Below are 14,996 nucleotides of genomic sequence, written 5' to 3'. Positions count from 1 at the left end.
ATGAAAAGAAAGACATATTGGAAAGATCTGCTCCAGTCTTTCAAAGGTTCAAAGGGACGCTTTCTCTCTATACTGACCTTGATGATGTTGGGTTCCTTGGCTTTGGTCGGTCTCAAGGTAGCCAGTCCAAATATGGAGCGAACAGCATGGGATTATATTCAAAAAGCCAATCTGGCTGATATTACTGTCATAGCAGATTATGGTCTAGATCAGGCAGATCAGGAAGAATTGCAAACTCTATCAGGAGTAGATGTCGAATTTGGTTATATGACGGATTTGACTCTAGAAGGTAGTCAAGAAGCCATACGGATTTTTTCTAAAACCGAAAATATTTCAAAATTTGAGGTGACTCAAGGTAGATTGCCTGAGCAAGAGGATGAATTGGCCTTGGCGGACTTTTGGAAAGATCGCTATCAGATTGGTCAAGTCATTCATCTGAGCCAAAAGAATGCTAGCAATTCTCAGTTGAAGCGGGAAAGTTATACCATTACAGGCTTTATCCACTCTCCAGATATTTTTTCAAAGACGGATATGGGGAGTTCAGCCAGTGGTAATGGGAACTTATCAGCCTATGGAGTTGTAACAAAAGATATCTTTAAGAGCTCTGTTTACACGATTGCCCGCCTTCATTTTACTAGTTTGACAGATATCAATCCTTTTTCCAGTGATTACGAAAAGAAGCTAGAGGAAGAAGAGGAGACTCTAAAGGAACTAGTTGCTGATAATGGTCAAGCCCGTTTAAAGAAAATCAAAGAGGAATCTCAAGAAAAACTAGACGACGGGAAGAAAAAACTGGATGAGGCGGAGAGTAACTTAACAGCTGGCAAGAAACGTTTACAAGAAATCGAAAGTAGGCTTAAAGGTCAAGAGGCCCAGTTAAGCCAACTACCAGAACCCTACAAAAGTCAAGCATCTAGTCAGATAGAAGAAGCCAAAGAACAATTGAAACAAGAAAAGGAAAAACTAAGCCAAGCTGAAAAGGATTTTACTGAGGAAAAGGCTAAATGGCAGACCAGTCAGGATGAGTTGAATGCTCTGACAGAGCCAACCTATCATGTATACAATCGAAAAAGCTCTCCTACCGGCCAAGGCTATCTCATGTATAGTAATTCAGCCATGAGCATTCGGGCAGTTGGCAATATTTTTCCAGTCGTTCTCTATGTTGTTGCAGCCATGGTGACCTTTACTACCATGACTCGTTTTGTAGACGAGGAAAGAACCAATGCTGGTATCTTTAAAGCTCTAGGCTACCGTAGCAGAGATATTATCGCCAAGTTTGTGATATATGGTCTAGTAGCTGGAACATTTGGAACCCTTCTAGGAATTCTGATTGGCCATTATATCCTAGCACCTACAATCTCCCATATCATCACTGAGCGAATGATTGTTGGTGAGAGTCAGCAGTATTTCTACTGGACCTATAGTTGCTTGGCTATAGGCTTAAGCTTGCTAGCTAGTGTCCTACCAGCCTACCTTGTATCTCGTAGAGAGTTGCATGAAGAAGCAGCGAAATTATTATTACCTAAGCCTCCAGTCAAGGGTTCTAAAATTCTCTTAGAACGCATCACATTTATCTGGTCACGCTTGAGCTTTACTCAAAAGGTTACGGCTCGTAATATCTTTCGCTATAAGCTGCGTATGTTAATGACAATTTTTGGGGTTGCAGGTTCAGTGGCTCTCCTCTTTGCAGGGCTTGGTATTCAATCTTCTGTGGTTGGAGTGGCTAGTAGGCAGTTTAATGACCTGCAACAATATCAGATGGTTCTCTCTGTTAATACTCGGGCCTCTGATTCTGATAAGGGCAAGTTAGAACAAAAATTGAAAAGTGATGACGTAGAGAATTATCGTTTGATATACTCTAAGCAGGTGGAGGAAAAGTATTCCGTCAAGGCTGGAATTCAGACAGTGACCATCTTGGTGACAGATAAGGATGACCTGTCCCCATTTGTACTTTTAGAAAATAATGGGGAAAAACTTGATTTATCTAGCGGAGTTGTTCTGACAGAGAAATTAGCCCAGTTGGCAGGAGTTTCCGTTGGAGACAACTTTACAATCGATGGGAAAACTTTTAAAGTAGGAGCTATTACCGAGCATTATGTAGGGCACTTTGTTTATATGAACCAAGCAACCTATGAGAAAATTTATGGTCAAACTCCTAAGATGAATACCTATCTTGTCCAACTCAAGGATAAAAGTGAAGGCAATACTGAAAAAATTGCGGGTGAATTTATGGAGCAACCAGCTGTTGCTGGTGTTGTACAAAATGCTTCTACCATTCGACTTTTTGAAAGTTTTGCCAGTTCCCTTAACCAAACCATGGCAATTTTGGTACTGGTATCGGTGCTTTTAGCTATTGTGATTCTCTATAATCTGACAAATATCAATGTTGCTGAACGAATTCGTGAACTTTCCACCATCAAGGTCCTTGGTTTTCACAATAAAGAAGTAACTCTTTATATTTATAGAGAGACTATCATACTGTCACTGGTTGGAATGATTTTAGGCCTAATATCTGGTTATTATCTCCATCAATTTTTAATTCAAATGATAGCACCAGGAACCTTCCGTTTTCAACCAAAAGTGGGCTGGGAAGTATATCTGATTCCAGTCCTAGCCGTCAGTGTTATTCTGACTATACTTGGATTTTTTGTCAATCACTATCTCAGAAAGGTCGATATGCTAGAAGCCCTCAAGTCGGTAGAATAGGTTTTTTATAACAAAAAACAAATAAGAAAGCCCTTTGTGGCTTTTTTATTTTCATAAAAATGGTAAAATAGTAAGAGTAGAAATGGAGTTCTAGATATGAAACGAATTGATCAATTTGAAAATAAGAAAGTATTAGTCCTCGGTTTGGCTAAATCAGGTGAGTCTGCAGCTCGTCTCTTGGACAAGCTAGGTGCCATCGTCACTGTAAATGATGGCAAGCCTTTTGAGGAAAATCCAGCTGCTCAAAGTCTCTTGGAAGAGGGCATCAAGGTTGTCACTGGCGGCCATCCTTTGGAATTATTGGATGAAGATTTTGCACTTATGGTAAAAAATCCAGGAATTCCTTATAGCAATCCGATGATTGAAAAAGCACTAGAAAAAGGCATTCCAGTTTTGACTGAGGTTGAGTTGGCCTACTTGATTTCTGATGCACCCATTGTTGGTATTACTGGTTCAAATGGTAAGACTACGACCACAACCATGATTGGAGAAGTTCTGACTGCAGCTGGGCAAAATGGCCTCTTATCAGGTAACATTGGTTATCCTGCTAGTCAAGTGGCTCAAACTGCCACAGATAAGGATACCCTTGTCATGGAACTTTCCTCTTTCCAATTAATGGGAATCCAAGAATTCCATCCGGAGATTGCAGTCATTACCAACTTGATTCCATCTCATATTGACTATCACGGTTCTTTTGAAGACTATGTAGCAGCCAAGTGGAATATCCAAAATAATATGACGGATTCAGATTACCTAGTTTTGAATTTTAATCAAGAATTAGCCAAAGAGCTGGCAACAAAAACTCAAGCAAAAGTTGTACCTTTTTCAACGATTGAAAAGGTTGACGGAGCTTACCTAGAAGATGGTCAACTCTATTTCCGTGGCGAAAAAGTTATGGCAGCTGATGAGATTGGTGTGCCAGGTAGCCACAATGTGGAAAATGCTCTTGCAACCATTGCCGTTGCTAAACTGCGTGGCGTTGATAATGAAACCATCAAGGAAACCTTGTCAACTTTTGGTGGCGTCAAGCACCGTCTCCAGTATGTAGATGAAATTAAGGGTGTAAAATTCTACAACGATAGTAAGTCAACCAATATCTTAGCAACTCAAAAAGCCTTGTCAGGATTTGATAATAGCAAGGTTATCTTGATTGCGGGTGGTTTAGACCGTGGCAATGAGTTTGACGAATTGGTACCAGACATTACTGGACTTAAGAAAATGGTCATCCTCGGTCAGTCTGCAGAGCGTGTCAAACGTGCAGCGGATAAGGTTGGTGTGGCTTATGTCGACGCGACGGATATTGCAGATGCAACCCGCAAGGCTTATGAACTTGCAGAAGCAGGAGATGTAGTTCTTCTCAGTCCAGCCAATGCAAGCTGGGATATGTATGCCAATTTTGAAGTTCGTGGAGATCTTTTCCTTGCTACAGTTGCGGAGTTAAAAGGATAATATGAAAAAAATAGTCTTTACAGGCGGGGGGACGGTAGGACACGTTACCCTTAACCTATTATTGATGCCCAAGTTCATCGAAGATGGCTGGGAAGTCCACTATATTGGTGATAAACATGGAATCGAACACCAAGAAATCCTCAAGTCAGGTCTTGATGTGACCTTCCATTCTATTGCTACTGGGAAATTGCGTCGCTATTTCTCTTGGCAGAATATGTGGGATGTTTTTAAAGTTACTTGGGGAATAGTCCAATCCTTCTTTATCATGCTTATGATTCGTCCCCATGCCCTCTTTTCAAAGGGAGGATTTGTATCTGTACCCCCCGTTATTGCAGCCCGTTTATCTAGAGTCCCTGTCTTTATTCATGAGTCAGACTTATCAATGGGCTTGGCCAATAAAATAGCCTATAAGTTTGCGACTAAGATGTACTCTACTTTTGAACAACCCGCTAGTCTTACTAAGGTGGAACATGTAGGAGCAGTGACCAAGGTTTCTGGACCAATTATAGAAGAGCCAGAGATTATGGTCGATATCCGGACTTGTTTCGACAGCAAACTACCAACTCTTCTATTTGTGGGTGGGTCTGCTGGAGCGCGTGTCTTTAATCAGTTGGTTACAGACTATAAAAATGAGCTGACTAGTCGCTATAATGTCATTAACCTAACTGGAGATTCTAGCTTGAATGAACTGAGCAAAAATCTCTATCGAGTTGATTATGTCACTAAACTCTATCAACCACTCATGAATATGGCAGATGTTGTCATTACTCGTGGTGGTGCCAATACACTTTTTGAGCTGTTAGCTATGGCTAAATTACATGTTATTGTGCCACTTGGTCGCGAAGCCAGTCGTGGAGACCAGATTGAAAATGCAGCTTACTTTGTGAAAAAAGGATATGCAGAAGAGTTACAAGAAAGTGACTTGAATTTATCAAGCTTGGAAGAAAAAGTAACTCTACTTCTAAATAACAAAGAAATCTATCAAAACACGATGAGGAATTCTCATGAATTAAAATCTGTAGCGGATTTTTATGAGCTACTTAAAAAAGATTTATCATAAGGAAAATTGATGTCAAAGGAAAAAAAGAAAAAGCAAACTCCTGACAAGGAATTGTCAGAGTGGCAAAAACGAAATCAAGAGTATCTTCAAAAAAAAGCTGAAGAAGAGGCTAAACAAAAAGAACTTGAAGCAAGCGCAGAGGAAGAAAAAATGCCATCATCTTCTTCTGAGGAGAGCGATCAAGAATTATCAGAATGGCAAAAGCAACACCAAGAGTATCTTCAAAAAAAGGCTGAAGAGGAAGCAAAAAGTGCTGAAAATACAGCTGATACAGATTCGGATGAGGAAGCCGATGTTGATTCTGAACCAGAAAGTGATACGGAATCTGAAAAGGAAGAAGATTCTGATACCAGTGATGTTCAAGAAAAACAAGAGGAACAGACTGATACAGAAAAGATATCTTCAATAGATTCAAGTAGTAAAGATAAGAATAAAGAAAAAAGATCTAAAGTTAAGAAAGAAAAGAAGCCCAAAACTTCTAAACCTCCAATTCGGTCTGTTCATATTTGGCGTGCAGTTTCTATTTTAGTTCCGAGCTTTTTGATCTTGTTCTTATCAATCTACCTTCTGACTCCTTTTGCTACCCTTAAACAAATTGAGGTAACAGGTACAGTTAAAACGAATGCTGAACAGATAAAAGAGGCTTCAGGAATTCGTGAGAGTGACTATACTATTAGTTTGATTCTAAATAAAGATAAGCATGCTGAATTGATCAAATCCAATTACTGGGTTGAATCAGCTTCTATTCAATACAAATTCCCTACAAAATTTACAATTGAAGTTAAAGAATTTGGGATTGTAGCCTATTCTGTATCAGGAGAGAATTATTATCCAATTTTATCCAGTGGTGAAATTGAATCAACCGCTGTGAGTCCAAGTGATCTGCCTGAAACTTTTATATCAGTTCTTTTTACGAACAAAGAACAAATCAAGACTTTGATTTCAGAGCTATCAAAAGTGAGCTCCGAAATTAAGGATTCCATTGATAAGATTGAATTAGCACCAAGTAAAGTCACCAGCGACCTCCTCAAAATCACAATGCACGATACAGATGAGATACTGGTACCATTATCAGAACTAGGTAAAAAATTACCATATTATAGCAAGATAAAACCTCAATTAACCGTACCAAGTGGTATTGACATGGAGGTCGGTATCTATAGCTATAGTCTAGTGGATAAGGCTCTGGATGACGAAAGAGTCAAAGCCAAAGAAGAGGAAAAGAAGAAGCAGGAAGAAGAGAAGAAAAAACAAGCTGAGCAAGGAAATCAAGATCAAACAACACAGACGACTCAAACAACACAGAGTCGCTAAGTTTCAAATGATTCGTTCAGTTACTTGTTTTTACTTGACAAGTACCGCTTTAAATAATAGAATAATAAAAAACCTTTAAAGCAGTCCAGAGAGGCAGCTAAGGTTAGACGGTGAAAGGGTGGAGACTACCCATTTTTCGTGGAACCTTGCTGTAGCAGGTTCCTTTTTTGTATTATTTACCAAAGGAATTAACTGGATTTGAAATAAAGCAAAAGGAGAAAGATATGCGAGAAAGTCGCCCAGTCATTGCTCTGGATTTTCCAAGTTTTAAAGAAGTTCAAGATTTTTTGGAACTCTTTCCTAGTGAGGAAAAACTGTATTTGAAAGTTGGAATGGAACTATACTACTCAGCTGGTCCTGAGGTTGTACGATATCTGAAGAAATTGGGGCATAGTGTCTTTTTAGATTTAAAACTTCATGATATTCCTAACACAGTAAAATCGGCTATGAGAGTTTTATCTGATTTAGGAGTTGATATGACCAATGTCCACGCAGCTGGTGGTGTTGAAATGATGAAGTCGGCGCGTGAAGGACTTGGAAATCAGGCAAAGTTGATTGCTGTTACACAGTTGACTTCAACTTCTGAAGAGCAAATGAGAGACTTTCAAAATATCCAAACCAGTCTTCAAGAATCTGTCATTCATTATGCCAAAAAGACTGCTGAAGCAGGCTTGGATGGAGTTGTTTGTTCAGCTCAGGAAGTCAAACTCATCAAGGAAGCTACCAGTCAAGACTTTATCTGTTTGACACCTGGAATCCGTCCATCAGGAGCTGCTCTTGGAGACCAAAAACGTGTCATGACACCTGCTGATGCCTATCAAATAGGCAGTGACTTTATCGTAGTTGGAAGACCAATCACTCAAGCCACTGATCCAGTAGCAGCTTATCATGCCATAAAGGATGAGTGGACACGAGACTGGAAATAAGAATATAGTTTAAAATACAAAGGAGAATCCCATGACACTTGCTAAAGACATTGCTAGCCATCTATTGAAAATTCAAGCTGTTTACCTCAAACCAGAAGAACCTTTTACTTGGGCATCAGGTATCAAGTCACCGATTTATACGGACAATCGTGTAACACTTGCCTACCCAGAGACACGTACCTTGATTGAAAATGGTTTTGTAGAAGCCATCAAGGCAGAATTCCCAGAAGTTGAAGTGATTGCAGGAATAGCGACTGCGGGTATCCCACACGGTGCCATCATCGCTGATAAGATGAATCTGCCATTTGCTTACATCCGTAGCAAACCAAAAAACCATGGGGCTGGAAACCAAATCGAAGGTCGTGTAGCCCAAGGCCAAAAAATGGTCGTTGTTGAAGATTTGATTTCAACAGGGGGATCAGTTCTTGAAGCCGTAGCTGCTGCCAAACGTGAAGGAGCTGATGTACTTGGTGTTGTAGCAATTTTCAGCTATCAATTACCAAAAGCAGATAAAAACTTTGCGGATGCTGGTGTCAAACTGGTGACACTTTCAAACTACAGTGAGCTTATCCACCTAGCCCAAGAAGAAGGTTACATCACACCAGAAGGACTTGACCTCTTAAAACGCTTTAAAGAAGACCAAGAAAATTGGCAAAAAGTTTAATATATTGAAATTATAGAGACTTAAACTCTAATTTGAACTTAAATATTATATCTAAAATAAAAAAACACATAAAATAAGATAATTCAAATCTATATTTTATGTGTTTTTTCTAGAATAATTTAATAAAGAGTTTATCACAATTATTGGTTAAATAACTCTATTTAGTTGTTTAGTTACATTAAATCTTTTAACTAACCAAGATGCCATTATTGATTTTGATTGTAGTCAGGAGTTTCTTCGATAAATTCTACGATATCATTTGGAAGACAATCTAAAATACAACATAGCTTTTCTAGTGTCAGTAAAGTTATGTTTTTATTTTTCTTCAAACTATCTAGAGTTTTGTTGTCAATCCCTGATTTTAATAATCTATATTGAGAAATTTCTTTTTTCTTCATCGTAGCCCAAAGGGGGTTAAAACTGATAATCGTTATCAACTCCTTTAACTTAATTATAAGTAAAAAAAGCACTTCTTCATATTGTGTATATAACCACAATATGTTAAAATAGGTATGGAAGGAGAAATATATATGAATAGGGCTATATCTCAGGATGAGAAGGAATTAGATTATTTTTTAGGGATTATTCCTGAAGAGTTTAAATCAGCAAGTTTTAATGATTGGACAATTTGGGATGCATATGCGAGAGGTAGGTTACCTAATAAACGTTGGTCAGAAGTATTTGATAATGGGGAATACCATTCAATGGAAATCATTACTAAAGAAGGTAAAACTTATAAATACTACCCAATTGCTAATCCCCAACCATACCAGACGGTAATTCAAGAACATGTTTCAACTCTTGAAGAGCCTGAACGAAGTAGAGAATTGCTCATTGATGCTGCAATTTGGTCAAAACGTATTGAAATAGCAACGCAGTATTTCTATAATTTAGATAGTAAATATGTTGATTTGATTAATGTTAAACTTAGTGGATTTGGATGGGTTGTTAGGATATTAGGATCTTTGTTTCTAGTAGCCTACAAAGAAAGACTTGGTGAATTTAGTAGCTCTGGCTTGGGTTTTTTAAGTGGACCGTTTGAATATACTGTTTGGATAGCTATGTGGGTTATTCTTTGGTCTCCAATTTATTTTGCTTTTCAACGAGTAAAGAAGGATAAGCCAAAAGCTGAACAAATTCGACAGCTACAAAATGAAGTTACTAATGCTAGAGATTATTTTATAGGAAAAATAAATTGTCTTCCATTTGTTACAGCAAGACAACAAGCTGGCTTGGATGTCCATTATAGTGCTTTTATATATATGATTAATTTGATAGATCAAGGAAGAGCCTATGATATAGGACAAGCTCAAAACTTATATGAAGAATTGAAGAGAAATGAGCAATTAAGACAACAGTTTCAAGAGTTACAAAGACAAGTTAGTTACAATAATAAATTGACAACGATCAATACATTTACAAACTTAATGAAATAATGGATAAAAAACTAAAGGAGAACTATTATGTCTAGAAAACCAAAATATCAACGAGATTACGAAGAAGCAATAGAAGGAATGTGGTGGGGAGTTGCAGTATTTATTGGTGCAATGTACTTCTTGGTTAAAGTAACTTATTACATCGCATTACCATTTTATGCCCTATTTACTCATTTGTTTGAAGAAAAAATGCAACAAAAAGAATATCTAAATTGGATGAGATTTTTACCTTTTACTTGGTTTATTACAGGAGAGACAAAGGAGATGCGACGTGCAGCTGTAAGTAGTGTGTTGCTCCCTATTGTTGTACCTCTATTTTTACTATTTAATCATCTATTTAATATTAAAGCAATCGGTGATGGGTTTGCGATTTTTATCTTTATTCTATTTGGTTTAAGTGTAGGAAGTATTATCGGTACTTATAAAAATTATCAATTTTCAAAAAAACATATACGATAAATTTTGTATACTGTAAAAAATTACCAATAATTAAATTTTAAAAATTATGGCATTTAAAAGCAAATTATAAAATTTATGATAAAACACTCAGGTATTCTTAGAACTACCTGAGTTTTTTTATTTAATGGAAGGTTTATAACCATAGTCTCTGTTTAGGGTAGGATAGGCGGAGTGAATCTGTATCATCTTTAACTTCTAGTTCTTAATCTGTTTACCTTTATGATGAAAAGTACAGACAAATTTTTTGAAAACATCATGAAAAAGGTTTAAACTATTCTAGTAAACAAAAGTAAACGTTTACGTTTAAGGAGGACTATTGATGTCATATAAAACAAGCAATGCAGAAGGACCTGTAGATTTTATAAATACCTATGATTTGGAGTCTATGGCCCAACAAGTTATTCCCAAAGCTTCTTTTGGGTATATTGCGAGTGGTGCAGAGGACACTTTTACTTTGAGAGAGAATATCCGAGCTTTTAACCACAAACTCATTGTTCCTCGAACCTTATGTGATGTGGAAAATCCAAGCACAGAGATTGAATTTGATGGTGAAAAACTATCTTCACCAATCATTATGGCACCTGTTGCGGCTCATAAACTAGCTAATGAGCAAGGAGAAGTTGCGACTGCGCGTGGAGTACACGAGTTCGGTTCACTCTATACAACTAGCTCCTACTCAACAGTTGACCTGCCAGAAATTTCTCAAGCCCTTCAAGGTACACCTCATTGGTTCCAATTCTACTTTAGTAAAGATGATGGCATTAACCGTCACATTATGGATCGCGTCAAGGCAGAAGGTTATAAGGCTATTGTCTTGACTGCCGATGCGACAGTAGGAGGTAACCGTGAGGTAGACAAACGCAACGGTTTTGTGTTCCCAGTTGGCATGCCTATCGTAGAAGAATACCTACCTCAAGGTGCTGGTAAGTCAATGGACTATGTCTATAAATCAGCCAAACAACGCCTATCTCCACGAGATGTTGAGTTTATCGCAGAATACTCAGGACTTCCTGTTTATGTCAAAGGTCCACAATGCCGAGAAGACGTTGAACGCTCACTGGATGCAGGAGCTTCAGGTATTTGGGTAACCAACCACGGTGGTCGACAAATTGATGGTGGACCGGCTGCTTTTGACTCGCTACAAGAAGTGGCTGAAGCAGTAAATAAACGTGTGCCAATCGTTTTTGACTCTGGTGTTCGTCGTGGTCAGCACGTCTTTAAAGCCTTGGCTTCTGGAGCTGACTTAGTAGCCATTGGACGACCTGTCATTTATGGTTTAGCCCTTGGTGGTAGTGTTGGTGTACGCCAAGTCTTTGAACATTTGAATGATGAATTGAAGACAGTTATGCAGTTATCTGGAACACAGACAATTGAAGATGTGAAACGATTCAAGCTTCGTCACAATCCATATGATCCAAGTTTCCCAGCTGATTCACATGATTTAAAATTGTATTAGTAGTAAAATAAACCTCCACTCCAAGTGGAGGTTTTTGAGTTATGTCTTTGTAAACATGAAAGAGAGTTTAAAAAGTGAACTTAACGAGTATATAAGAAAGAATTTTAATACATTTTAAACTATTTTAAAATTTTTAGGAAATTTAGTTGACAAATGTAGATTTTAAGAGTATACTTATATTTATAATTGACAAATGTAGATTTTGGAGGGATAGCAATGCAGATTTCGGACGCAGAATGGCAGGTCATGAAGATTATCTGGATGCAGGGAGAGCAGACTAGTACCGATCTTATCAAAGTATTAGAGAAAAGGTTTAGCTGGTCCAAGTCCACGATCCAGACACTCTTGGCCCGTTTGGTGGAGAAAGAATGTTTGACTCGGGAAAAGCAGGGTAAATCATTTGTCTATTCGGCCCTTTTAACTCTAGACGACAGTAGAGGTTTATTGGTTCAGGATATCAAAGACAAGCTTTGTTCCCGCAGGATGAAGCAGTTACTTGCCGATTTGATCAAAGAATGTGACTTTACCCTAGCTGATTTGGAAGGCTTGGAAGAAGTGATTTCAAAGAAAAAAGCAAGTGCTGTAACAGAAGTAAGATGTAATTGTATGTAAAGGAGACGCTATGTTAAATCTATTTGTATCTATTGTTGTTTTAGGAATGATTGCTTTTATCCTCTTTTGGTTTTTCAAAAAACCGCAAGAAGATGCTAAGAGAGCCCAACAAAAGAATGGCTATCAAGAAATTCGAGTGGAAGTCATGGGGGGATACACTCCAGGAACTATTATCCTTAAAAAATCGCAACCAGCTCGTATTATTTTTGATCGAAAAGATCCTTCACCTTGCTTGGATCAAATCGTTTTTCCAGACTTTGGAGTGCATGCAGATCTGCCTATGGGAGACCAATATGTAGTGGAGATTACTCCTGAAGAAGCAGGAGAATATGGTTTCTCTTGTGGCATGAATATGATGCACGGTAAGATGATTGTAGAATAGGAGAAGACTATGACCGAAATTGTAAAGGCAAGCCTTGAAAATGGTGTGCAAAAAATCCGTATCACAGCAGAAAAAGGCTACCATCCAGCCCATATTCAACTGCAAAAAGGAATTCCTGCTGAGATTACCTTTCATCGTGTGACACCTTCAAACTGTTATAAAGAGATTCTCTTCGAAGAAGAAGGGATTCTAGAACCAATCGCTCAAGACGAGGAAAAAGTCATTCGCTTTACGCCTCAAGACTTGGGTGAGCATGAATTTTCATGTGGTATGAAGATGCAAAAGGGGACCTACACCGTTGTTGAAAAAACTAAAAAGTCTCTCAGTCTTTTACAACGTTTTTGGATTACCAGCATTTTTACCCTACCATTAGTCCTCCTCATGTTTGGTATGCTGACTGGCAGTATCAGTCACCTAGTCATGCACTGGGGAACCTTCTTAGCTACAACACCCATTATGCTGGTAGCTGGAGTTCCCTATATTAGAAGTGCTTGGGCTAGTTTTAAAAAACATAATGCCAACATGGATACCTTGGTGGCTCTAGGAACCTTGGTAGCCTATGTCTACAGTCTATTCGCTCTCTTTGCAGGCCTACCTGTATATTTTGAGAGTGCAGGTTTTATCATCTTCTTCGTTCTTTTAGGTGCAGTATTTGAAGAACGTATGCGCAAAAATGCTTCGCGAGCAGTCGAAAAATTATTAGACCTACAAGCAAAAACAGCAGAGGTTTTGCGTGATGATGTTTATGTTCAAATCCCTCTAGAACAAGTCAAAGTTGGGGATCTCATTCGCGTTCGACCAGGTGAAAAAATTGCCGTTGATGGGACTGTGTTAGAAGGTGAAACGAGTATTGATGAATCAATGGTGACTGGGGAAAGTATTCCAGTCGATAAATCAGTTGGAGATGCTGTTATTGGTTCAACCATCAATAATAGTGGTACGATCATCTTTAGAGCTGAAAAAGTTGGTTCTGAGACTATGTTGGCTCAGATTGTGGACTTTGTGAAAAAAGCGCAAACGAGTCGTGCTCCTATTCAAGATTTGACCGACAAGATTTCTGGGATTTTCGTACCAGCAGTTGTCATTTTAGGACTTCTTACTTTTTGGATTTGGTTTGTTTTCCTAGGAGATAGCTTTGTGACGTCGCTTCTCTACGGAGTTGCTGTTTTGATAATTGCCTGTCCTTGTGCACTAGGACTCGCGACACCGACAGCACTCATGGTTGGAACAGGACGAAGTGCCAAGATGGGGATTCTTCTCAAAAATGGTACAGTTCTACAGGAAATCCAAAAAGTCCAAACCATTGTTTTTGATAAGACAGGAACCTTGACCGAAGGCAAACCAGTGGTAACAGATGTTATCGGAGATGAAGGAGAAGTGCTAAGTTTGGCTGCTTCACTGGAAGATGTATCTCAACACCCGCTAGCTCAAGCTATTGTTAATCGTGCATCTGAACTAGGAATTAGCCTTTACCCAGTGGAAAACTTCCAAGCCTTGCATGGAAAAGGTGTGACTGGGATTATTAATGGTAAGCAAGTCTTGCTGGGGAATGCTAAGCTCTTAGCTGACCTTGCTATTCCACATGATTATCAAGAACGATTTGATTTGCTTGAGAAAGAAGCAAAAACAGTTGTCTTCCTATCAGTGGATGGTCAGTTAAAAGGCTTAATTGCCTTGCAGGATGTCCCTAAGGAAAATGCTCAGGAAGCCATTGCTAAATTGAAAAAACGTGGTCTTAGAACGGTCATGCTTACTGGAGATAATGCTGGAGTAGCCCATGCGATTGCAGAGCAAATTGGTATCGAAGAAGTAATCGCAAATGTCTTGCCAGAGGAAAAGGCGCATGAAATTCACAAGCTTCAAAAGAATGGAAAACTTGCCTTTGTTGGAGATGGCATCAATGATGCGCCAGCCCTCAGTGTAGCGGATGTCGGAATTGCCATGGGCTCTGGGACAGATATTGCCATTGAATCAGCAGACCTTGTTCTTACAACTAATAATCTACTAGGATTGGCACGTGCTTTTGATATGAGTAAGAAGACCTTTAATCGTATTCTACTCAATCTTTTCTGGGCTTCTATCTACAATCTCATCGGTATTCCAGTTGCGGCAGGAGTTTTTTCAGGACTTGGTTTAGTGCTCAATCCAGAACTTGCAGGATTGGCCATGGCCTTTAGTTCAGTCTCTGTTCTGATCAGCTCTCTTATGCTTAATTTTACTAAAGTCGATTAATACTCTTCGAAAATCAAATTCAAACCACGTCAGCTTCACCTTGCCGTACTCAAGTACAGCCTGCGGCTAGCTTCCTAGTTTGCTCTTTGATTTCCATTGAGTAAAAAAAGGCGGTCTTAACCGCTTTTTTTGCTATTCTAAAACAGATTTTCAAAACGCTTTCAAACTGTACTGTAATAGAGAATGGAGTATTCTGAGCATATACTTAGAAATCTAAAATCAAATGTGATAAATTAGGATTGTAAATTTACAGAATCGCTTTCAATTACTATATAAAAGCGCTTTTTGTAAATATATGAA

General features: G+C 38.5%; 13 protein-coding genes. 12 read left to right on the top strand and 1 reads right to left on the bottom strand.

What is annotated here, in order from left to right; all coding sequences use genetic code 11:
- The 6 genes from QM847_RS03825 (at nt 1) to pyrE (ending at nt 8,119) form a co-directional block, all read left to right on the top strand.
- Nucleotides 1-2,706, top strand: coding sequence for an FtsX-like permease family protein (locus QM847_RS03825; protein WP_414353941.1), 2,706 nt, complete (start codon nt 1-3; stop codon nt 2,704-2,706).
- Nucleotides 2,707-2,802: 96 nt separating this feature from the next.
- Complete coding sequence (murD, locus tag QM847_RS03820) at nt 2,803-4,155, top strand: UDP-N-acetylmuramoyl-L-alanine--D-glutamate ligase (protein WP_414353939.1); 1,353 nt, start codon at nt 2,803-2,805, stop codon at nt 4,153-4,155.
- A 1-nt stretch (nt 4,156) separates the two neighbouring features.
- Nucleotides 4,157-5,215: a UDP-N-acetylglucosamine--N-acetylmuramyl-(pentapeptide) pyrophosphoryl-undecaprenol N-acetylglucosamine transferase gene (locus QM847_RS03815; RefSeq protein WP_414353937.1), complete on the top strand. Its 1,059-nt coding sequence runs from the start codon at nt 4,157-4,159 to the stop codon at nt 5,213-5,215.
- Between the two features lie 9 nt (nt 5,216-5,224).
- A complete protein-coding gene (locus QM847_RS03810; RefSeq protein WP_269797420.1) occupies nt 5,225-6,529 on the top strand; it encodes an FtsQ-type POTRA domain-containing protein in 1,305 nt (434 codons plus the stop codon).
- Between the two features lie 224 nt (nt 6,530-6,753).
- Nucleotides 6,754-7,455, top strand: a complete 702-nt coding sequence (pyrF, locus tag QM847_RS03805; protein WP_269797419.1) for an orotidine-5'-phosphate decarboxylase — start codon at nt 6,754-6,756, stop codon at nt 7,453-7,455.
- A gap of 31 nt (nt 7,456-7,486) precedes the next feature.
- Nucleotides 7,487-8,119 carry an orotate phosphoribosyltransferase gene (gene pyrE / locus QM847_RS03800; protein ID WP_269797418.1) on the top strand — a complete coding sequence of 211 codons (633 nt, stop codon included), beginning with the start codon at nt 7,487-7,489 and terminating at the stop codon, nt 8,117-8,119.
- 206 nt (nt 8,120-8,325) lie between these two features.
- Here the strand turns inward: pyrE and QM847_RS03795 are convergent, their stop codons facing one another.
- Nucleotides 8,326-8,517 (bottom strand): helix-turn-helix domain-containing protein, encoded by a 192-nt coding sequence (locus QM847_RS03795; RefSeq protein ID WP_006155562.1) that lies wholly within the window; start codon nt 8,515-8,517, stop codon nt 8,326-8,328.
- Between the two features lie 132 nt (nt 8,518-8,649).
- Here QM847_RS03795 and QM847_RS03790 point away from each other — a divergent pair, with 132 nt between their 5' ends.
- From QM847_RS03790 to QM847_RS03765, 6 genes are all read left to right on the top strand, one after another.
- Nucleotides 8,650-9,555 (top strand): hypothetical protein, encoded by a 906-nt coding sequence (locus tag QM847_RS03790; RefSeq protein WP_269797417.1) that lies wholly within the window; start codon nt 8,650-8,652, stop codon nt 9,553-9,555.
- Between the two features lie 27 nt (nt 9,556-9,582).
- Nucleotides 9,583-10,014 (top strand): hypothetical protein, encoded by a 432-nt coding sequence (locus QM847_RS03785; RefSeq protein ID WP_269797416.1) that lies wholly within the window; start codon nt 9,583-9,585, stop codon nt 10,012-10,014.
- A 319-nt stretch (nt 10,015-10,333) separates the two neighbouring features.
- Entirely contained in the window at nt 10,334-11,470 is a 1,137-nt protein-coding gene (gene lctO / locus QM847_RS03780) for an L-lactate oxidase (protein ID WP_269797415.1), read from the top strand.
- 216 nt (nt 11,471-11,686) lie between these two features.
- Nucleotides 11,687-12,082, top strand: a complete 396-nt coding sequence (locus QM847_RS03775; protein WP_414353933.1) for a CopY/TcrY family copper transport repressor — start codon at nt 11,687-11,689, stop codon at nt 12,080-12,082.
- Between the two features lie 10 nt (nt 12,083-12,092).
- Nucleotides 12,093-12,464: a cupredoxin domain-containing protein gene (locus QM847_RS03770; RefSeq protein WP_004252344.1), complete on the top strand. Its 372-nt coding sequence runs from the start codon at nt 12,093-12,095 to the stop codon at nt 12,462-12,464.
- A gap of 9 nt (nt 12,465-12,473) precedes the next feature.
- Nucleotides 12,474-14,696, top strand: coding sequence for a heavy metal translocating P-type ATPase (locus QM847_RS03765; protein WP_414353931.1), 2,223 nt, complete (start codon nt 12,474-12,476; stop codon nt 14,694-14,696).
- Nucleotides 14,697-14,996 lie beyond the last annotated feature (300 nt).

It is taken from the genome of Streptococcus timonensis (assembly GCF_047463455.1).
GTDB lineage: Bacteria > Bacillota > Bacilli > Lactobacillales > Streptococcaceae > Streptococcus > Streptococcus timonensis_B.
This window is presented reverse-complemented; position numbering and strand designations above follow the sequence as displayed.